Source organism: Sedimenticola selenatireducens DSM 17993, assembly GCF_000428045.1.
Classification (GTDB): domain Bacteria; phylum Pseudomonadota; class Gammaproteobacteria; order Chromatiales; family Chromatiaceae; genus Sedimenticola; species Sedimenticola selenatireducens.
The window spans coordinates 1-22527 of the sequence record NZ_ATZE01000012.1; the positions used below are offsets into that span (position 1 = coordinate 1).

Genomic DNA, 22527 nt, shown 5'->3' on the forward strand with positions numbered 1-22527 from the left:
CTTATGAATCGAGGGTTCGAATCGTGGACTAACCAACTGCCCACGGTTACTGAACTTCTGTTACCGTCCAGAATAATGGCGGAGAGCGAGGGATTCGAACCCTCGATACGCTATTAACGTATACGCCCTTAGCAGGGGCGCGCCTTCAGCCACTCGGCCAGCTCTCCTAAATCAGTTCACACGTTCAATGGTCCTTACGGACCATCAGGGGCGCGCGTGATTCGGTGCTTCGCACCTCTCCCCTTCGGGGCCGTCCTCCGGACGTTCAGGATCCTGCGGATCCTAGTCAGCCACTCGGCCAGCTCTCCTAAATCAGTTCACACGTTCAATGGTCCTTACGGACCATCAGGGGCGCGCGTGATTCGGTGCTTCGCACCTCACCTCTTCGGGGCCGTCCTGCTATACAGAACAAGCCGGGCGTCACCCTGCACCCCAAAAGAGGCGGTATTCTAACCCATTTTTTTTCGTATTGCTTCTATGAATTTCACTTAAAAACGGCTTTTGTTTTTGCCGTTTTAAGGCCAAATCCGCACCACACGGCGCAGCCATCGCGTCCAACTAAGGGTATGAATATTGCGGGGCCTGAACGGCCCCGCACAAGCAAACGGTTTACTCGTCTACTATATCTTGGTCAGTCTGCTGTTCACGTTTTATGCGCTCGTAAATCTCTTCACGGTGCACGGTTACATCACGTGGGGCATTGACACCGATACGGACCTGATTACCTTTGACGCCCAGTACCGTTACGGTCACTTCGTCGCCGATCATCAGAGTCTCGCCTACGCGGCGTGTCAAGATCAACATCGTCCAATCTCCCTGTCTAAATTTCCAACTGTGGCGCCTCAAACACAGCCCTTCTGAGGAACTCCATCCTCCGGACAATGAAAGGAAACGCCGCCAACCAAGCACTTACCCCACAGGAGATGTGGTGAAAGAGCGAAGGGATTCTACCAGCTAACACATTGAGAAAAAAGTGAATTAAAGGTTTAATCGCAATGCAAAATGGACCTGCGGCACTGGCAGACGGAACTGACTAGTCCGTATAGATAAACTCTAGCCTATCTTTGCCGGTTCTGCCGCCAGGTCAAAGGCCTCGTGCAACGCACGAACGCCCAGCTCCAGATACTTCTCGTCAACCACTACCGAGATCTTGATTTCGGATGTGGAAATCATGCGGATATTGATTCCCTCTTTCGACAGCGCGGCAAACATGGAGCTGGCAATACCGGCATGTGAGCGCATGCCCACACCCACCAGGGAAATCTTGACGATAGCGTTGTCGCCAATTACCTCCCGTGCACCCAGATCCTTCGCCACATCGTTCAGGATGGACACGGCCTTGTCGTAATCGTTGCGATGCACGGTAAAGGTAAAGTCAGTGGTGCCATCCTGACCGATGTTCTGGATGATCATGTCCACCTCGATATTGGCATCGGAGATGGGACCCAGTATCCGATAAGCCACACCGGGTTGATCCTGCACACCCAGGATGGTCAGTTTGGCCTCATCGCGGTTGAACGCGATCCCTGAAATTTTTGCGTTTTCCATACCCTTGTCCTCAAAGGTGATCAAGGTTCCCTCGCCCTCTTCGAAACTCGATAGTACGCGCAGGGGTACATTGTATTTACCGGCAAATTCAACCGCCCGGATCTGTAGAACCTTGGATCCGAGGCTGGCCATCTCCAGCATCTCTTCAAACGAAATCTTGCTCATGCGGCGGGCCTTTGGCTCCACCCGTGGGTCGGTGGTGTAGACACCGTCCACATCGGTGAAGATCTGGCACTCATCGGCCTTCAGGGCCGCCGCCAGGGCCACTGCCGTGGTGTCAGAGCCGCCGCGTCCCAGTGTGGTGATTGCACCCTGTTCATCAATACCCTGGAACCCGGCCACCACCACCACGCAACCGGCATCCAGATCGGCCTTGACCTTGATGTCATCGATATCCTGAATACGCGCCTTGCTGTGGGCGCTGTCGGTCAGGATATGCACCTGTCCACCGGTATAGGATTTTGCAGGACAATCGATCTTGTGCAGGGCCATGGAGAGCAGTGCGATTGTCACCTGCTCGCCGGTCGATACCAGCACATCCATCTCACGCGCCGAGGGGTGCTCTTCTATCGCCTTGGCCAGCGCGATCAACCGGTTAGTCTCGCCGGACATGGCGGAGACCACCACCACCACCTGATCGCCACGGTTTCTCGCCGCCGCGACCTTTTCGGCAACAGCCTGTATTCTCTCGATGCTGCCGACCGATGTGCCACCGTATTTCTGTACGATAAGGGCCATTGATTCTGCTACTCGCTTTTCAGTTACATAATTCACCCGGCGAGAAGCCGGGCGTCCGAAGGGCGCTAATTAAACAATAAAAGCAGGGTGGTTTCCACGGTTTCGTAAACAGATGCTGCTTACTGTCCCAGCGATTCGCGCACCCATCCCTCAACCGAAGCCAGGGCTCCTGGCAGCGCGGCAGGATCGCTGCCGCCGGCCTGCGCCATGTCGGGCCGGCCACCACCTTTTCCGCCTACCTGTTCGGCAACGAATTTCACAAGATCGCCTGCCTTCAGGGTGGGGATCTGGTCCTTGGTGACACCGGCCACCAGACTGACTTTCTCACCGCTGACCGCCGCCAGCAGGATCACGGCACTGCCCAGCTTGTTTTTCAACTGATCCATGGTGTCGCGCAGGGCCTTGGGATCGACCCCATCCAGCTTGGCTGCAAGCACCTTGACACCGGCCACCTCGACGGCGCTACCGGCCAGATCGCTGCCGGCGGAGCTGGCCAGCTTGCCCTTCAGCTGTTCCAGCTCTTTTTCCAGGCGCCGACTGCGTTCCACCAGTTGGGTGACCTTTTCCGCCACATCGTCACGACCGGATTTAACCAGATCCGCGATCCGCTGCAGCCGCGTTTCATCCTCTTCCACACACTGAATAGCGGCCGCGCCGGTTACCGCTTCGATACGCCGCACGCCAGAGGCTATACCGGTTTCCGAGACGATCTTGAACAAGCCGATATCCCCCACCGCCTTGACGTGGGTGCCGCCACAAAGCTCAGTGGAGAAGTCGCCCATGCGCAACACCCGCACATTGTCGCCGTACTTTTCGCCGAACAGCGCCATCGCTCCGCTCGCCTTGGCATCTTCCAGGGACATGATGCGGGTCTGCACCACATGGTTCTCCCGGATCTGCTCGTTGACCATGCGCTCGATCGCCCTGAGTTGGTCACGACTGACCGGCTCGTAGTGGGAGAAGTCGAAACGCAGGCGCTCGGCATTGACCAGCGAACCCTTCTGCTGGACATGATCGCCCAACACCCGCTGCAGCGCGGCGTGCATCAGGTGGGTGGCGGAGTGATTGAGTGCGGTGGCGGCACGCTTGTAACCATCCACCCGGGCGACCACCTCGGCACCGACCTGGATCGAGTCACCCTGGAAGTTTCCGTGGTGAACGAACACATCGCCACCCTGCTTTTGGGTATCGGTAACGATGAACCGGGTGTCACCACATACCAGGACGCCCTCATCGCCCACCTGACCGCCGGATTCGGCATAGAACGGCGTGCGGTCCAGCACCACCATCCCCGCCTCGCCGTCGCCCAGGGTATCGACGGACTGACCATCCTGGAACAAGGCAATGATGGTCGCCTTGCTTTCCAGTTTCTCGTAGCCGGTAAATTCAGTGGCGCCATCGAGATTGATCTCCACCTGCTGGGCACTGCCGAACTGGCTGGCGGCACGCGCCCGCTCCCGCTGCGCTTCCATCGCCTGTTCAAAACCGGGCATATCCAGGGTCAAATCCCGCTCGCGGGCGATATCCGCGGTCAGATCGGTGGGGAAACCGTAGGTGTCGTAGAGCTTGAACACGGTCTCGCCGGGGATCTGCTTGCCATCCAGCGATTGGATGGTGTAATCAAGGATTTTCATTCCCTGTTCCAGGGTCTCGGCAAACCGCTCCTCTTCCAGACGCAAGACCCGCGTCACCTGATCGGCCACCTTGGGCAGTTCGGGATAGGCGTCACCCATCTCCTGACTCAGGGGTGCCACCAGTTTATGGAAGAAGGGATCTTTCTTGCCCAGCATGTAGCCATGACGGATGGCGCGCCGGATTATCCGGCGCAAAACATAACCACGCCCCTCATTGGAGGGCAGCACGCCATCCACGATCAGGAATGCACAGGAGCGGATGTGGTCAGCGATGACCCGCAGGGATTTCTCTTCCAGATTTATGCATCCGGTCACCTCTGCGGCAGCCTTGATCAGATGCTGGAACAGATCGATTTCATAGTTACTGTGCACCTGCTGCAGCACGGCCGCCAGGCGCTCCAGCCCCATGCCGGTATCCACCGACGGACGGGGTAACGGGGTCATCTCACCCGACTGATCCCGGTTGAACTGCATGAACACCAGGTTCCAGATCTCGATATAGCGGTCGCCATCCTCTTCCGGCGAACCCGGAGGGCCGCCCCACACGTCGGGACCATGATCGTAGAATATCTCGGAACAGGGGCCACAGGGCCCCGTATCGCCCATGGACCAGAAGTTGTCCTTGGCGCCGCAACGGGAGAAGCGGGTCGGATCGATCTTCATCTCCTTGAGCCAGATATCCTCCGCCTCCTGATCCTCTTCGTACACCGTCACCCAGAGCTTCTCTTCCGGCAGACCCAGCTCCTCGGTCAGGAACTCCCAGGCGTACTTGATCGCCTCGCACTTGAAATAGTCACCAAAGCTGAAGTTGCCCAGCATCTCAAAAAAGGTGTGGTGACGGGCGGTGTAGCCGACATTTTCCAGATCGTTGTGTTTGCCACCGGCGCGCACGCAACGCTGGGAGGTGGTGGCACGCACATAGTCACGCTTTTCCCGCCCCAGAAAGGTGTCCTTGAACTGCACCATACCGGCATTGGTAAACAGCAGAGTGGGATCGTCATGGGGCACCAGCGAACTGCTGGGAACCTCGGTATGTCCCTTCTCAATAAAGAAATTCAGAAAGGCGGTGCGTAATTCGGCGCTGGTCTTCATACAGGCTAGACTTTGTGATTAAACGAAATGGTGGATATTAGGCAGAACCACTGGAGTTGTCACCTGCAATTCTACGGAAATCGACCGGGGAGAACAAATAGACCCGGCCCGGCGCCAGCCTGCCTGATGAAGACGGTTCCCGCCGAAAACCGTCCGGCTTGGACATCGGCACAATCCGCCTTAAGATGTCCGGCCATTTGAGCATACACCGGGGCGACAAGATGCAGATCAACAACGACAAGGTAGTGACCATCGAATACACCATGACCGACCAGCTCGGCAATCTGCTGGATACCTCGGACAATGGGGATACCGTCTCCTTCATCCAGGGGCGCGGCGCGGTCTTTCCGGCTCTGGAAGCGGCCCTGGAAGGAAAATCGATAGGCGAACGCCTGCAGATCACTCTCACCCCGGAACAGGCCTACGGTGCCACCGACGAGCGGCTGATCAAGATAATCCCCCGGGAGCAATTCCGCATGGCGGGTGAAATCGCGGTCGGCAGCCGCTTCAAGACCCGCCGCGATGATACCGAGGTGGTAGTCACCGTGGTCAAGGTGGATGAGGAGAGTGTGGTGGTGGATGCCAACCCGCCGCTGGCCGGTGTCACAATCCAGATGGATGTGGTGATTGTCGAGGTACGCGACGCCATCGAGGAAGAGCTGGCCAGTGGCCAGGTTCAGGATATGGACGAGATCTATGCCAAGGAGCAGAAAAAGAGCGTGACGGTGGAGCTCAAGTAGTCATTTGGGCAAAGCCACACGCAGCCCGGGCTGGCCACACTCCACCTCCTCCAGCACCTCCGGGTAGTAACACATGTAGCCCGAGTGGCACAGCTCGGGCCGAGCCCGTACATTCGAGGCATAGTCATAAACGGCCTGCGCCGTTGCACCGGAAGTCACCCTGTCACGCACCGATCGCACCAGCTGAATACTCTTCAGCTTGCGTTCCAGCGGCGCCTCCCGCCCGGCGATCTTGATCGCCGTCACCCCATCCCTGGCCAGCCGGGAGATGGCGCAGAGACCACAGGGACCGAAGGTGTAGCCCTGTTCAGAGGTCGAAAAACCGCAACTGAATTTGTACCAGGTCCACTCCTTGTAATCGGCCTCGTTCTGCAACAGCGCCTGCTGTATTGCCTTGTCTATACGCTGTCCGTCGGCGCGGTAAAAACTGTACTGATAGGCATCCATGCAGATCGGACCGCCATACTGTTGCGGCAGGTGGATGGTGTGACAGACCCCCTCCTCGTAAATGCAGCCGTCGTTGAGGATGAACGTCTCGAACTCCATGTCCGGCAGGGAGGCGGCAACATCCCGGATCTCATCCAGCTTGAGATAGCGTGGAAAGATGACCCGGTCGACCCCCAGCTCGCCGAAAAAGCGGGCCGACTCACTGTTGCGGCAGGCGGCGATGGAGCTCAGGTGAATCCGGATACCCAGATCCAGCTCCACCACCGCCATCAGCAGAGCGGGATCGGCCAGGATCAGGGCATCCCCCCCCTCGCCGGCAAAGCGTCGCGCCAGCTCGATCAGGCACTGCATCTGCGGCTCGGTGTAGTGCTGGGCGTTCAGGGTCAGCATGGACTGTTTCCCGGCCGCATGGGCGGTAGCGATGATCCACTGCATCTCGGCATACTCTCTGATGTTGCCGAACAGCCGACGGCTTACCGTGGAGATGCCGAACTGCCGGGTCCACTCCTGCGGCACCATACCGAAGAACACCTCATCGGCACCCGCCTCCAGAACCGGCTCCAACTCTTCTGCCTTGCTAATCGGCGCAACGATTTTCATTCCAGTCTCCCGCCAGTACCAATCGATTGACCCAACCCTGTTGCAGTGCCTCTGCCAACACCCGTTGTTGCTCTTCCCCATGGCGATAGAAGATGGTATTGCCACGCAGGAAGCTGGGCAGTTCATGGGGACTCTGGCAACCGGTCCGTTGCATGCGGCTGAAATAGACCAGACACTCCTTCTGACAACTGTGTCCAGGCATGAACTTTTGCTGCTTGTCCAGCGACAGCGAGCCCGGTTTGCAGATACGCCCCTTGAGGGTGTAGCCATAAGGAAGGTGCACGGAGAGCCGCAAGCCGTTGGGTTGCAGGTCGGCCGGCTCGGCAAAGGGACGGATATCTGTTTCCGCCGACTCGATTCCGAAGCGCCGCATCAGTTTCGGATAGAGCGACGACTGCATCCCCGGCGGTATCGCACTGGCCCACTCCGCCGAGGGCAGGCGCGGATCCTTGATCATCTTGCCCATCTGCCGTCCCGCTACCGGACACAGCCGGGGGAATTGCTCCCTCAGCAGTCGCAACACACCCCAATCGTTGACCACCACCTCGCTCTGTTCAGGCAGCCGCTCCAACAACCGGGGCAACAGGTCGATTCCCCGATCAGCCAGCATCGGCGTCAACAGGGTGACACCGAGACCCTGCTCGACGCTCCAATCCACTACCCGTTCAAGCTGGGGACGGTGCGGCAACAGACGTTCACAAAATTCATTACCGAAATGAATCCGGTCAAGCGCACGGTCGGCCAGCTTTTCGGGCAGCACAGTCTCGCGCCAACCCAGAGCCGCCATGCAGTCACGCGCCGTGAGCGGCATGGAAAGACCGGACAGACGTTCCAGTAGCGCAGCATCACAAAGCGTAAAGGCCAGCTCTGGCTCGGACACAGCGGCATTCACCAACGACATGTCAATCTCCTCTCACCTTATTCGGTCGACCCGACATACAACCGCTTCGGTCTTGTGATACGAAAAACCCGGACATAGCATCATCCTGTCCGCCGCTCGGCACCGAAATAGCAGGCATTTTCGCGCAGATAACGTCGGATCGAATCGACATCCGCCGCTCTGCCGGTCGCGAGGTAGGCCGCGATATGCCCGCTCAGATAGCCGGTACCGATACTGGCCCCGGCGACCCGACTGTCCGAACTGCGGACAAATGCACCGAAGTCGGCGTAGCGCGTCTCCAGACAGGACCACTCGGTCTCCTTACAGCGTGCGTCACCTGTCATGCGCAGTACACCGGAATAGGCGGCGGGAAACACCGGATCACCGCGCGCCGGGGTGGCGGCACAGAGCGGTATTCCCGCTGCTGCCGCTGCCGCACAGGCCGCCTGCAAAACCGGCCGGTCAGCCCGCAGGCCGAGACTGAGATTGATCAGATCCACCTGCTGCTCCAGCAACCAATGGATAGCCGCCGCGACCTGGGATGGTGTGGTGGTAAAGCGCTCGGTAAACACCTGGGCCACCGCCAGTCGGGCGGCCGGGGCTGTCGTGGTGATGGCGCGGATTACGGCTGTTCCGTGCTGAACGCAGTCGTACTGCGTCTCACGCTGCACCAGCATTTCGGAATCAACCACGAAGGCCGCGGCACAATCAACAGTCTGCGCCTGATCACGGCTGAAGCCGCTGTCCACCACACCCACCGTGACCACCCTATTCATAGGCCATCTCCGGCCGGGGCAACACCTCAATCACCCCGTCATCCAGTTTTAGTACTATCGATGTCGCATCGGACAGCGCGGGACGATGACTAATCAGTATCCGGGTACGATCGGCAAACAGCTCATCCACCGCTGCAATGATCTCTGTCTCCGTCTCCTGGTCGACGGCTGAGGTTGCCTCATCCAACACCAGTACCAACGGGTCCTGCAACAGGGCGCGGGCGATCGCCACCCGCTGCTTCTGCCCGCCGGACAGCTGCACGCCCCTTTCACCAACCTGACTGGAGATACCCTCCGGCAGGCGCTCGATCAGCTCTCCCAGCCGGGCACGCATGGCGGCGGCCAGTATCGCGTTCTCATCCGCCTGCGGCGCTGCGTAACGCAGATTCTCAAACAGACTGCCGCGAAACAGCACAATATCCTGACTCACCACCGCCACCCGTTGGCGGATCGCTTGCGGATCACAGTCACGCAGATCAACACCATCCAGCAGGATGCGTCCCGACTGCGGATCATAGTGACGCTGCAACAGGTCAATCAGGGTCGACTTGCCGACGCCGGAACGCCCGGTCAGAAGCACCTTGCTGCCGGCAGGAATAGCGATATTCAACCCCTGCAACACCTGCTGGGTACGCCCGGGATACGCGAAGGAGACTGCGTCAAACACAATATCCCCGCCTGTTTTCCGCAATGGACACGGTGTATCGGGCGGCGTCACACTTGCCGGGCTGAAACGCAACTCTGCCACGCGACCCAGGCTCACAGAAACCCGCTGGATCGACACATAAAGTCCCAACAGGCTCTGCACCGGACCAATGGCCATACCCAGATAGGTGGAGAAGGCAATCAACGCACCCAGTTGCCAATGCCCGTCAATCACCCAGAACCCGCCGACAACAAAGGCGCCCGCCCGGGACAGGGATGTCAACATACCGGGGACGGCACGGGTAAAGAACTCGGTCATCTGCAGCTTGATCAGATCCCCCAGATAGTGGTCGCCAAGTCCGCCCAGGCGCCTGGCCTCACGCGCCTCCTGGCCAACCGACTGGATGAACTTCATCGCCGGCAGGGTCTCCACCAGGAAAGAGGAGAGATCGGCCGAGCGCTCCCGCAGGGTCCGGGTTCGCTGCTCCAGCTTACGCCGCATCCAGCGCATCCACAGCACTTCGATGGGGATCAACAACGCTACAATCAGCGACAACTGCCAGGAGAGCATCAACATCAACACCACCGCCCCAATCAGGCCCAGAATGCTGGAGATGGCGGCAAACAGGGAGTCAACGGCAAAGCGCTGGATCTCGGCCACATCCCCGTCCAGACGGGAGAGGATATCTCCGGTCCGGCGCTCACCGTAAAACGTGGGCGACAGGGTCTGCAGATGCCGGTAGAGATCTTCGCGCAACCGGAACAGGATGCGTCCCGACAGGAGGGTATGCAGATAGCGATTCAGGCCCGACAGCGCCATGCCCAGGATCCCGATCAGAATCATCACAAGCGCTACATTGACCAGCAGATCCCGATCACCGGCCAGCAATCCGTCGTCAATCAATACCTTGGTCAACCAGGGCTGCAACAGCACCTGAGCAGTGGCCAGCAGTGAAAGCAGCAGCAGCACCAACATGCGATACCGCATGGGCCAGACAAAGCCGTACACCCAGCCCAAAGCGGCTCGTGCGGCCGCTTGTGTGTTCGGCTCGCTGGAGCGAATCAGCCGATCGAACATGACCGACCGGAAATCCGCGCTAGCACATCCCGGTGCTTCGCGCGACGGATCCGCCGCTGGATAAAACAGCCCCCCGCCATGGGGGGCTGAACTGGCGGGAACATCACTTGGCTATTCCTGCAATCTCACCAGACGCATATCCGCGGTAGACATATCACCCGGCAGTTGAATGCTGCCAATTTTCTTCAGCGTCTCGGGGTCATGCACCGAGATATCGCTGGAGGTTCCTCCGACATAGAGAGTGCTGCCATCCGATGTCATGTTGATGGTGTAATAGGTGTGATCCATATCCGTTACGGCCAGGGTTTTCTTCTCCTTGATGTTGTGCTTGGAGAGCGTATTGAAGGCACCATAGATGATATTGGAATCGTGCGGATCGGATACCCAGCTGAATACAATGAACTGAAAGGGGACCGTCTCCATTTGCTCCACCGCACCGGACTTCAGGTCGACCCGGCTCATGCCCCACCACCAGTCCGCAGTCTCAAAGTTCATACTGTCATCCTTAAACTCTGCGGTGACATAGGCCATGATGTATTCACCCACATGCTCACCCTGGGAAGAGACAGCGAAGGCATCCGGCGTAAGCCAGCGCGCACCCCGTTCCCAGTTCTGCAGTTTACTGATGACACGCACCGTTCCGGTCCGCGGATCAATCGCCTTGAGATCGGCGCCTCCCAAAACCACCTCACCGTTATCCATGGTGGCAATCTTGGTGATGCGACGATCTACCGGCCAGCTGCGGCTTTGTTGCACATCAAGCCCCGCCGTCGTATCGAACACGGCAAGCTGCGGTTGCATGACCTCATAACGGTCATCCAGCTCACGCACCGGATTCTGTACGGTATAGAGCTCCTTGCCATCGGGACTGACGGCCAATGAGAAGAACGTCTTCACAATCACGTCACTACTTGACTGCTTGGCGGAAAAGACCATCTTGCAGTCGGTAATATCAAAGCCGTATATGTCTTCCCACTTGTTGGACAACACATAGGCGATACGGCCATCCGGCGACATGGCGATTGAGCCCGCACCGAAATAGCCGGGGACATCGCAGGAGCGGGTGATGCTGTTGGTTTGGGTGTCGATTACCTGCAGCTGATTCGGCCGGGTCACCGTCAACAGATACTCATGGGGCGCCGTGGTGGCGGCCTGTTTCACGTTGCCATGACAACCCGACAGGATTACGCCCACTCCGGCAAGTGCCAGCAATGCCCGTACAGCTCTTTTTTTGGTTTTCATCAAACTCATCTCCATCACTCATCTTCCGGGAAGATGCCATCCAGCTTACGCCAGTCAACATTTGCCTTATCTATCCCCTTGGACCAATCCGGATAGGTGCTCATGGTGTCCGGTACCTGGGCAGGCCACCAGCAGGCGTCCGCGCAGCCATACAGATCCGACTCCATTGGCGCGCAGAGTGAAGCGAGACCGCCGAACGGATCCACTTCCCAGCCCGGATCGGTGGTCGCGGTACAACCGACAACCGTCTGCATGGCCATCACCTCTTCAACTTCTTCCCGACTGACTGCCTCTTCCACTGTTTTGGCTTTTTTATTTATAGACTTCAGATGTTTCATTTCAGAAACTCCTCCTGGGTAATACGTGATTCTCGAAAAAACCGGGATTTTCGAGCATGAGCCGTGAATAGACCTGCACACCAAAATCAATCCAGTCTCGCATCAGGTCGCAATAATGGTAGGTCGGTACGGCTGGATCACCGGTTTTTGCATAACTTTCGTGATAGCAGCCACCGGAACAGAAATTGCGGATGCGACAGGTCTCACACCCTGTGTCAGTGCGATCCAGGCGCTGTTCCACAAAACTGGCCAGGCGGGGCTTGTCGATACCCGTCCGAACCGTACCAAACTTCGGCAGCGCGGAACCGGTAAAGCGATGACAGAGATTCAGTCCCCCTTCCGTGTCCACCGCCAGTAGTGCTACGCCCGCCCCACAGGGCAGCTGTTTTTTATTACCTTCATGCAGATCGGTCATCAGTTGGTGCATATTGCCAAAGCCGAGACTGCGATTCTCCAGCGCCTGCTCAAGATAGCGCTGCCCGAGGCGCTTCATGCCCTCAAACACCTGCTGCAGCTCATCCGGTCGAAGATTGAATGCCGCAATATCACCGGAGGTCACCGGACCAAAACCGACTTCATGGAATCCCAGGTCGTGGTGGAGGTGGTCAAAAATGGCCGCCACATCGATGACTCCGTGAGTAAGTGTTACCCGGCAGCCGACCGGACGTGACATACCGGCCTCCAACAACATTTTCACCTTTTCACTGACAAGGTCATAAGTGCCATGTCCACCGACCGTCAGCCGGTTCCGGTCATGCAGGCTGCGCGGTCCATCCATGGAAACCGTGAGTCCGAACCGGTGTTGCTTGAACCAGTCAATCAAATCGGGCGTCAGCAAGGTGGCATTGGTGGTCAGGGTGAAATCTGGCTTGGCCCCCAGCTCTGCAAAGCGGCTTTCACAATAGGCCACCACCTTGCGGATCAGTGGCATATGGGTCAGTGGTTCGCCGCCAAAGAAGACGATGTTGTACTTCGCCTGCCTCGGTGACTCCCGCAACAGCATCTCGATCGACTCGAGGGCTGTTTCATAGGACATCTTCTGCCCATCGGACGGAGTCGCCAGATCCTCCTTGTAACAATAGGTGCAGCTCAGATTACAGCCGGTATTGACATTCAGCACCAGAGTCGTAAGCGGAAAGTTCTTTACGCTGACCGGCGGCAGATTCAACCTCGCCGCTTTACCGTCATCGCAAAGTATTTCCAAGGACTTCAGGTCGTCAATCGTCTCGCTCAGATCGGCCTGGTGAAAATGCGTGCTCAGCCGTTGGTCGATCAATTGCCTGCTGACCGTTCCATGCTCATCAAACAGATCCAGCAGGGCACCACTCAACTCGTCGAGTTCAAACAGGCTGCTGGTTGGTATATGGAACAGCATGTCATGCCGTTCCACCGCCATCCGATGCAGGTTGGGTCTGACCAGTGTCAGGTTATCCATGGTTCACCTCGGTGGATTGCATTCGCTTATGTATCGTAAACACAACCCGACCTAAAGCACCGAGGCCCGGACAAAATGCTGCACCGTCACCAGCAGATGGCCTTCGCCACTCACCTTGTTACCGGCATCATCAACCGTACCAACCACGTTCAGGTTGCCCACGTTATTGGTGGACATCTTGCGTTCCGGATTGGGTCCGGCATCACCTGGGACAAACACACCGTTTGCATCGATAGCACCAGCATATTTGAGGTCGTTGTCTTCCTTGGCCGTCTCATCAAAAGGTTTCAGAGACCAGGTGGCCGGCATATAACCCAGCCGGACATCGTCTTCGGTGCCGGGCTTGCCATCGGCACCGGCAGCATAACCTACCGCCCGATAGGCCGATTTCGCCTTGGCAATCGGCGTGCCGTTGCCGCCGACTCTGGCAACCGACTCGCCGGGCACAACATCAACCCGCGCCACCTTGTCATACACCGCAAGTGCGGCAGGAGCCTGAGCCTTACCGACGGCAACGTCACGCAGACCCACCGCGGCGTCCTTTTCCGCCTCCACCAGCAAACGAATACGGTTCGCTCCGGCAGACAGCGTCTTGACTATCCGCAGGCCTTTGCCCAACGCCGGCGTACCTTTCAGCCCAACACCGACAATAGTGATCTCCTGCCTTGCTCCCTGTCGAATATGCGAGGGCATTACGCCGGTCACCGCATGGTCCCCTTTGGCCGCCCGCTGCGCCACCATGGCCGCACCCAGTTCATTCGCCTCCGCCATGAACAGACGCCCCTGCATCCGCGTTCCCTGTTCATTGGCCGCCAGGATCTGGCGCATCTTGATACCATCCAGCGTCAGCGACGCACGCCATTCGTAGCCTGTATAGGTAATCGCCTGCCCACTACCCGTGAGCGGCGTGCCATCGGCGTACTGCCCGATGACTTGCAGACCATACAAGTCTCCGCCTTTGGCGCGGACCTGCATCAGCGCGTCAAAATCACCCTTTCCGGGTATGTATCCGGTGATTGCCCAGTCATGTTCGAAGGTCGGCTTATCCGCCGCCTGCCACGATTTCCAGGCTGCCGATTCAAATGGATAATCCTGTGCCAGCTTCGGAACGACTTGATTCATGGCAAGATCGAACCAGGGGCGGTCACGCGCCAAAGAATGCAGTTCCAGCGTGGGAATCTGTCCCATGTGGAATTGAACCAGTAGCGACCACTCCTCTTCGGTACGGCGCTGCAGGCCAAAACGGGCGCCGGAGTGACAGCGGGCGCACATCTCGGCATAGGCGGGATCGTTGTTTTCCAGCAGGTTGCCGTCACGCTCCAGTCCATAGCGCAGGGCTGTGGTCTCTGATGGCGCCAGCCCTTGGGTATCGGAAAGGAATTTGTGTACCTGTTTTCGTTCATCCGCCGACATTTTAGCTTCATGAATGCTGACCATTCGCTGTATGGTCATCTGCCACCCTTCGGGGGTTTTGCGCTGTTCACTGATCCTGGAGTAAGGCAGACTCGGGTTGCCGGTTTCACTATGGCAATCCATGCAGCGCTTCTGGATTATCTGTTCGCCACTCATAGGCTGTGAAGCGGCGTAGAGCACGCTGTTCCCAGCAAGGGCAAGAAACCCACCGATCAGAAGTGCGCTTTTTTTGCTGATCTGTTTCAAACCACCACTCCTTCATATTTGATTGTTATAAAATCGCCGCAAGATTGCCGGCGCAACTATACTTCATCATCCCAAGAGGCGGGAGGACTGACAATTCCCCCGGGGCTATTGCCAGCCTTTGATTGCCAGCCTAAAGTATCTTCCCTGCGTTAACGAAGTTCTGCCGAAATGTTCTAATTTGTCGCGATGTGTAACGAAATGTAAACGAGATCATTTCAATATTTCTGCCCGACATGGATAACCAGTAATGACTAATATTCTTCCCTACTTAATAACCTGACAAGTCACGCCCAATGGATGGTATTCCCTACACTTTGTATGAAATACTAGGCGCCGTCATAGCCGCTGTAACAGCCATGCAGGACCGGCTTCGGCCTCACCGATACAAGGCACGCCATGCAGACTGATCGCAAACAGACCACCATACTGATCGTTGAGGATGACGCCGCTTCACGCGCGCTGCTGGTCAGTTATTTCTCCAGTGAAGGCTACCATGTACTGGAGACGGAACAGGCCGAAGATTTGGTGCGCCGTGTAAAGGACGAACAGATCGACCTGGTTTTGCTGGATATCAATCTTCCGGGAAAGGATGGCCTGACCGTTACCCGGGAGCTCCGCGCGGAGTCGAAAGTCGGCATTATACTGGTTACCAGCAAAGGCGATGAGATCGACCGGATTGTCGGCCTGGAACTGGGGGCCGATGACTATGTCACCAAACCATTCAATCCCCGGGAACTGTTGGTGCGGGCCAAAAATCTGCTCTGGCGTGTACATGACAGTCAACAGTTGAAAATGCATCATGCCGATCCCGACGTGCTCCATTTTGAGGGATGGCAACTCGACTGCAGTAGAAGACTGCTATCGGCGCCGGACAGGACATCGGAACGCTTGCCGGAGGGTGAATTCAAGTTGTTGCAAACGCTGGTTTCCCGGCCCGGGGTCGTCCTCTCCAGGGACCAGCTACTGGATGCGATCCGTGATCGGGAATGGACACCCAACGACCGCTCTGTTGATGTCTTGATCGGCCGGTTACGGCGCAAACTGAAAGACAATCCAGCCAAACCCGCCTTTATCCTCACGGCACATGGCGCGGGTTACGTGTTTGCGGGAAAACCGGACTGAGCCCATGTTGCGGCTGGGCGGATATCATGGCCTGACTCTACTCCATGAAGGGAGCAAATCGGTCATTATCCGTGCCAAACGGGATGCGGATAATCTGCCCGTGATTATCAAACAGGTGAGCCGTACCACGCCGATCAATGACAGCATCAGCCGCCTGCGGCACGAGTACTATCTGCTGCGTGATCTGAATATTCCGGGAGTCATTCGGCCGCTCTCCCACCAACAGAACGAACAGCTACTGTTTACCGTCTTCCACGATCAGGGCGGCGACCGGCTGCGACACTTTATACGTAACGAAACCGGCAACTGGCAGTCACTGCTTCCGTTGATGCATCAGTTAAGTGAACTGGTTGGCCGGATTCACGAAGCCGGTATCACACATAAGCAGATCACGCCCGACAATATCATTATCAATCACCGCACCAAGCAGGTGGAGATTATTGATTTTACTCTGGCAACCAAACTCGATAGCGAAGAGGCACAACCAGAGACCACTCAGATCCAGCTCGATGCCCTGCCCTATATGGCGCCCGAACAATCCGGAAGAATCAACCGGCGTATCGATTTCAGAACCGATTTCTACAGTCTTGGTATCATATTCTACGAACTGCTGGCCGGTCACCCACCATTCATCGCGCAGGACAAGCTTGAACTGATTCATAGTCACATAGCCAGGCATCCACCTCCCCTGCATCAGATCAGACACGACATACCCCAAGCCCTTTCGGCGATCGTACTCAAACTACTGGCCAAGGATGCTGCGCAGCGTTATCAGTCCACCTTTGGCCTGACCGCTGACCTCAGCGAGTGCATGCGGCAACAACAGGCGACGGGGGGCATCGAACCCTTTGCTATTGCGCACCAGGATCGTCCTGAGCGATTTCTTATCCCGCAGCGTCTTTATGGTCGGGAGCACACCATTGGCAAACTGTTGGGCTGGTATGAGCAGACAATGCAGGGCAAGCCACAGACGGTATTGATTTCCGGCTACTCGGGTATCGGTAAATCCACCCTGGTGAATGAAATACGCGAACAGGTTATCGAACAGAAGGGCATTTTCATCAGCGGGAAATTTGACCAGTTCCGCCGCAGCCGGCCATACTCGGGAATCATTTTTGCCCTGCAGTCGCTCATCAAACAACGACTTACAGAGCCGGAACAACAGATCGATCTCTGGCGCTCCCGATTACAGGCTGCTCTGGGCGATAACGCCTTTCTGCTGATTCGCCTGATTCCAGAGCTGGAACTAATAATCGGCAAAGCTGTTGAAGCCCAGCGGCTCACACCACACCAGGCACAGAACCTGGTATCACGCATGTTTATCCGTCTGCTGGAGGTCTTCAGTGCCCATGACCGGGCACTGGTACTGTTCCTGGATGATCTCCAGTGGGCCGACATGGCCTCTTTCAATCTGATCAACAGCCTTACAAGAAGCAGCACACTCTCCAATCTGATGTTGGTTGCCAGTTTCCGGGAACAGGAGATAGGACCGACACATCCAATCCGCCTGCTGATCGACAACGCAAAAGGCTGCCTGAACCAGATCAAGCTCGAACCACTCAGCCAGGAGCAAATTTCTCATCTGCTTGCCGACACGCTGCACCGCAAGCCCGATGAGACCCGCTCACTCGCCTACCTCTGTCTGCACAAAACCCAGGGTAATCCTTTTTTCCTGAAGCAGTTCCTCGGCTCACTGCATAACCAGAAACTGATCTTTTTCAGACAGGGAAAATGGCATTGGGATGAACAAGGCATCCAGAGCCAGGAGATGGCTGATGATGTCATTACTCTACTGGTCACCCGTATAGAGAGTCTGCCACAGGACACCCAACAGGTTTTAAAACTGGCGGCCTGTATCGGCAACCGATTCAATCTTAAAACCCTCTCCGTTGTCTATGATCATGATTACGAATCAACCACCCAGGCACTATGGCCTAGCCTCTCCGATGGCCTGTTGATTCCACTGGATGAGCAGTACCAGATGGCCGAGGCGAATGCCCAGGGGCTGACCTGGTACCGATTTGTTCATGACAGGGTGCAACAGGCGGCCTACTCATTGGTGTTGCCTGGACAGAGAAAAACCCTGCACCTGCAGATTGGCCAACTATTGAGGCGAAGCACCCCCGAGAATGAGCTGGATGAGCATATTTTCGAGATCGCCAATCATCTCAATATGGCCAAAGAGATAATATCGCAGCCGGATCAACGCATCCTGCTGGCGGAACTGAACCTCCGGGCCGGCCTCAAAGCCCGGCAATCGGCTGCCTGTGAGGGTTCGGCTGAATACTTCCAGCATGGCCTGGAACTGTTGCCGGAAGATTGTTGGTCAAGCCATTACCGGACCAGCCTTGCTATCCATACCGCGGCGGCCGAGAGCGCGTTTGGCCGCTCCGATTTTGTTCGGATGGAAAGCCTGATTGAACAGATCCTGTCTCATGCACATACGCTGCAGGATCAACTGAAGATCCATGAATTGAGAATTCAGGCGGAAACCGCCTGTAACCGGTTTGATCAGGCCCTCAAGATTGCACTGGAAGTATTGTCCCTGCTCGGCATTCAACTGCCGGAATCACCCGGCAGGCTACGAATTTACCTGACGTTAGCAAAAACACAATGGCAACTCGGGAAATACTCGGAAACCCAACTTCTCGAAGCACCGGAAATCAGCAACCCCCAAATCAAGGCCGCCCTGCCCATTTTAACCAGCATGTTCGGCATCGTGAAGTTTTCCAGCTCATCATTACGTCCGCTGGTTATGGCAAAACAGGTTGAGTTGACCTTAAAGCACGGACTGATGCCCTGTGCCGCACAATCATTTGCGGGATACGGCGGTATGCTGTGCGGCTATTACGGCGAGATAGATAAAGGTTATGCACTGGGCCAACTGGCGCTGAAACTGGACCAGCAACTTCCTTCCAAGACATCTCATCATAAAACGCTGTTCTTACACTACACCTATGTCGCGCACTGGAAACAGCCACTTACCGAAACTCTGGAGCCACTCCTGCAAGGCCATCACCTGGCGCTGGATTGTGGTGATGTGGAATGGGGTGCGTACGCCCTGGCGACCTACATCCAGTACTATTTCTTCCTTGCCCCCAGACTGGATATCCTGAAACAGACACTGACCGAGTACCTGCACCAAATCCGGCTGACCAGACAAAAGCAGTCGGAAGAGTACTCGCTCTTCACACTACAGACCATTGATAATCTGCTCGGTAACTGCAAACCCGCCAGCCGCCTTGAGGGTGAATACTATCGCGAATCGGAGATGCTGCAGCAACATAAGGCCAATAATCACAAGACCGCCATCTGTCTGCATTACTTCTACAAAGCGATACTGCACTATCTGTTTGCCGAATATACTGAGGCCGCCTCCGTATGCCGCAAAGGTCTGGGGTATCTCAGCAATATCAGCGGCACCTACACCGCGCCCTACTTTCTCTATCTCTCTGCACTCACCGAGATTGCCCTGTTGACCGAACAACCGTTGCCCGGCAGATTAACCAGTCGACACAAAATCAGGGGCATCCTGAAACAGCTTGAACGACTCGCCGGTTTCTCTCCTCAGAACCACAAACATCACGTTCTATTGATCAAGGCGGAACTCTGCCGCATCACCGGGAAGCGAGCACTGGCAATGGCCTACTATGAAAATGCCATCACCAGCGCCGAAAAAACCGCGTTCATCCTGGACAGGGCCCTCTGTAACGAACTTACCGGTCGGTTCTATATCGAATGGGGAAAACCGACGTTGGCAACAGCCAACTTGCAAGCAGCCTGGAATATCTACATGGCCTGGGGCGCGGCCAGTAAATGTGACCAGATGATCCGGTACTACAACCACAATTTTGCCGAACAGTCAGACCTGATTACGGCAGTCCAGGCGGACTACGCACAGGAGCAACAGACGAGGGAATTCAGCAATCAGAATCTGGATATCACCTCGGTGCTGAAAGCCGCCCATACCATAGCGGATGAGATTGTACTTGAGCGTATACTGGATCGGCTGATTACACTGGCCATGGAGAGCGCCGGTGCCCAGCGCAGCGTGCTGATGCTTAACCGGGGAGGCGAAATGATCGTTGCCGCCGACACCGATATGGACGGCCAACAAAGGACCAGAGCCGGCACTCCGGTGTCCGGGGCAGGAACCGATTTACCGCTTGCGCTGGTCCACTATGTCTCACGCACCCAACGCAGTGTAGTGATCGACTCCACTGCCGAAGACCAACTTTTTCTCCAGGACAACTACCTGAGACACAAACCACCCTGTTCCATACTCTGCCTGCCAATCTTGTACCATGGAGAGCTTACCGCCGTTCTCTATCTCGAGAACAGCGAAGCCAGGGGCGTATTCACACCAGAGCGCGTTGAGACCCTGAAAGTACTGGCCGCCCAAGCTGCCATCTCCATCGAGACGGCCAAGCTTTATCGCAGCCTGGAGCAATCCGAGCGGGAATATCGCTCACTGGTTGAAAACGCCATAGAAGGGATCTTCCGAATTTCTCCACGGGGTGAAATCATCTCCGTCAATCCGGCACTCATTACACTGTTAGGCTACGACCCCCAGAAGACCTCCATTAATGCCATAAGCGATATCAGCAGCCAATGTTTCTGCGACAGCGGCCATCTACACAGTATCCTGACCCTACTGGAAACAGAGCCGCGCGTCACAGACTTTGAGACCTTGTGGAGGCAAAAAAATGGCAATCGGATTCATGTCTCCATTTCCGCCAGAAAGGTAGTGGATGATCAGCACAATCTGATCTATTACGAGGGTACGGTTGCCGATATCAGCGCCCGCAAGGCCCGGGAACAGGCCGAGCAGGACCGATTCAAGGCAGAAATAGCCAGACAAAAGGCGGAAGCGGAGACAGTGGCAAAATCCCAGTTTCTCGCCACCATGAGTCACGAGATTCGCACTCCCATGAATGGCGTACTCGGGATGGCGCAGCTGCTGTTAAGAGGCGAACTGACCGACAGGCAGCGTAGCCAGGTCGAGGCGATCTACCATTCCGGCCAGTCCCTGCTCGACATCCTCAACAGCGTACTCGATTTCAGTAAGCTGGAGGCGGGAAAAATGGAGTTTTCCAGCACACCGCTTTCACTCAGAAATGCGCTGACCGACCTGGCTGGCCTGCTACGTCCACTAGCTGATGAAAAAGGATTAACACTGGAAATTGATCTGGCCAAAGACTTGCCGGAACAGGTCATGGGTGACGCCCAGGCACTGCACCAGATCCTGCTCAACCTCTGTTCGAATGCGATCAAATTCACTTCACACGGCACTGTAAGAATAGGCGCGAAACCGATTCAGTTCAGCGGTGACGATCTGTGGGTTCGCTTTGAAGTGGAAGATAGCGGCATCGGCATCCCCCCGCAGGCCAGCGACAGGATATTCCAGCACTTCAGCCAGGCCGACTCCTCGATCACCCGTCATTATGGCGGTACCGGGCTGGGACTGGCGATCTGCAAAAAACTTGTGGAACAGTTGGGCGGTGAAATCGGTTATACCTCCAATCCCGGCGAGGGCGCACTGTTCTGGTTTCAGCTGAACTATCCGCTGCAGACAGACCGCACACCACAACCGCTACCTACCGGCACCATAATGCTCTCGGCAAAGCGCATATTGCTGGTAGAAGATACACCGATCAACCAGGATGTCACCGTCGGCCTGCTGGCGCAGGATCATCACCAGGTTGATGTTGCCGCAGATGGCTATCGTGCCATCGAACTGCTTTTAGAAAACACCTACGACCTGATCCTGATGGATATCCATCTGCCCAGGATGGACGGCATGCAGACCACCCGGCAAATTCGCCGTCTGCCTGATCAAACCAAAGCCTCCATTCCGATTATTGCACTGACCGCATCGGTCACCGATGAGGAGGTCGCCCGCTATTACCAGTCAGGCATGAACGATGTCATCGGCAAACCCCTCCTGTATTCCACTCTCAGGGAGACCATGGAGAGGACGCTTGGAGACGGGCATTCGGCATCCGACAAACCGGTAACTCCTGTGCCATCGGCAAATATCGAGCTGTTGAACCAGACCCTGCTGTCTGAGCACATCAATCATCTGGGACACCACCAGTTCAAACAACTGATGCAAAAATACTATGATCAGGCGGACGAACTGCTGATGAAACTGGAGCAAGCGATTGCCGGCTCCAACCGCAACGAGGCCGGCAAACTGGCACACAAGCTGATCGGGGCCAGCGGTAATTTCGGTCTGACTGGGGTACGCCATGCATTGTCACGCCTGGAGGCCGATATCCACTCAGCACCGCTCAGCGCACTGGTCCTGCATACAGACCAGACTCGACAGCTCTATTTGCAAAGCCGGGAACTGCTGGAGCAGCAGCTCGCCGCAATGATCATTGAAGCGTGAAAAATGGCTACATCCTGGTTACCTGCTGCATACGATGTGCTGTTTTTGCAGAAGCGGATTTATCCGCAAAATTCGCGACTGAAGCCACTCCTACCGCTACGCTTGACCACCGGAGATGGATTTGACCTGTAGGAGGTCCGCCCCGGGCCGAATTCGCGG

The 22527-nt window shown here is 56.5% G+C and carries 14 protein-coding genes and 1 tRNA gene; 3 read left to right on the top strand and 12 right to left on the bottom strand.

Annotated elements, in window-relative coordinates; all coding sequences use genetic code 11:
- Positions 1–76 precede the first annotated feature (76 nt).
- From A3GO_RS0110830 to alaS, 4 genes are all read right to left on the bottom strand, one after another.
- Positions 77–167: transfer RNA gene (locus A3GO_RS0110830), tRNA-Ser, on the bottom strand.
- Positions 168–609: 442 nt separating this feature from the next.
- Positions 610–804: a carbon storage regulator CsrA gene (csrA, locus tag A3GO_RS0110835; protein ID WP_029133414.1), complete on the bottom strand. Its 195-nt coding sequence runs from the start codon at positions 802–804 to the stop codon at positions 610–612.
- A 249-nt stretch (positions 805–1053) separates the two neighbouring features.
- Positions 1054–2286, bottom strand: a complete 1233-nt coding sequence (locus A3GO_RS0110840) for an aspartate kinase (protein ID WP_029133415.1) — start codon at positions 2284–2286, stop codon at positions 1054–1056.
- Positions 2287–2405: 119 nt separating this feature from the next.
- Positions 2406–5012 (bottom strand): alanine--tRNA ligase, encoded by a 2607-nt coding sequence (gene alaS / locus A3GO_RS0110845; protein ID WP_029133416.1) that lies wholly within the window; start codon positions 5010–5012, stop codon positions 2406–2408.
- 221 nt (positions 5013–5233) lie between these two features.
- On the opposite strand from alaS, the gene A3GO_RS0110850 reads away from it, so the two are divergent.
- Positions 5234–5752 (top strand): FKBP-type peptidyl-prolyl cis-trans isomerase, encoded by a 519-nt coding sequence (locus A3GO_RS0110850; RefSeq protein ID WP_029133417.1) that lies wholly within the window; start codon positions 5234–5236, stop codon positions 5750–5752.
- Here the strand turns inward: A3GO_RS0110850 and A3GO_RS0110855 are convergent, their stop codons facing one another.
- The 8 genes from A3GO_RS0110855 to peaA all read right to left on the bottom strand — a co-directional run bounded on the left by A3GO_RS0110855 (position 5753) and on the right by peaA (position 14852).
- Positions 5753–6799: a U32 family peptidase gene (locus A3GO_RS0110855; RefSeq protein WP_029133418.1), complete on the bottom strand. Its 1047-nt coding sequence runs from the start codon at positions 6797–6799 to the stop codon at positions 5753–5755.
- Positions 6777–7700 (bottom strand): hypothetical protein, encoded by a 924-nt coding sequence (locus A3GO_RS26120; protein WP_051302183.1) that lies wholly within the window; start codon positions 7698–7700, stop codon positions 6777–6779. Before A3GO_RS26120 ends, A3GO_RS0110855 begins: the two co-directional genes overlap by 23 nt.
- A gap of 80 nt (positions 7701–7780) precedes the next feature.
- Positions 7781–8455 (bottom strand): subtilisin-like serine protease QhpE, encoded by a 675-nt coding sequence (gene qhpE, locus A3GO_RS0110865; protein ID WP_029133419.1) that lies wholly within the window; start codon positions 8453–8455, stop codon positions 7781–7783.
- A complete protein-coding gene (locus A3GO_RS0110870) occupies positions 8448–10178 on the bottom strand; it encodes an ABC transporter ATP-binding protein (protein WP_029133420.1) in 1731 nt (576 codons plus the stop codon). The genes qhpE and A3GO_RS0110870 overlap by 8 nt, the downstream gene beginning before the upstream one ends.
- 111 nt (positions 10179–10289) lie before the next feature.
- Positions 10290–11420, bottom strand: a complete 1131-nt coding sequence (gene peaD / locus A3GO_RS0110875; RefSeq protein ID WP_245621716.1) for a quinohemoprotein amine dehydrogenase subunit beta — start codon at positions 11418–11420, stop codon at positions 10290–10292.
- Between the two features lie 14 nt (positions 11421–11434).
- A complete protein-coding gene (qhpC, locus tag A3GO_RS0110880; RefSeq protein ID WP_029133422.1) occupies positions 11435–11758 on the bottom strand; it encodes a quinohemoprotein amine dehydrogenase subunit gamma in 324 nt (107 codons plus the stop codon).
- Between the two features lies 1 nt (position 11759).
- Complete coding sequence (gene peaB / locus A3GO_RS0110885; protein ID WP_029133423.1) at positions 11760–13193, bottom strand: quinohemoprotein amine dehydrogenase maturation protein; 1434 nt, start codon at positions 13191–13193, stop codon at positions 11760–11762.
- Positions 13194–13244: 51 nt separating this feature from the next.
- A complete protein-coding gene (peaA, locus tag A3GO_RS0110890; RefSeq protein WP_029133424.1) occupies positions 13245–14852 on the bottom strand; it encodes a quinohemoprotein amine dehydrogenase subunit alpha in 1608 nt (535 codons plus the stop codon).
- 396 nt (positions 14853–15248) lie between these two features.
- On the opposite strand from peaA, the gene A3GO_RS0110895 reads away from it, so the two are divergent.
- Both A3GO_RS0110895 and A3GO_RS23590 read left to right on the top strand, forming a co-directional pair.
- Complete coding sequence (locus tag A3GO_RS0110895; protein ID WP_029133425.1) at positions 15249–15974, top strand: response regulator; 726 nt, start codon at positions 15249–15251, stop codon at positions 15972–15974.
- A gap of 4 nt (positions 15975–15978) precedes the next feature.
- Positions 15979–22368 (top strand): AAA family ATPase, encoded by a 6390-nt coding sequence (locus A3GO_RS23590; protein WP_051302185.1) that lies wholly within the window; start codon positions 15979–15981, stop codon positions 22366–22368.
- Positions 22369–22527: the final 159 nt, after the last annotated feature.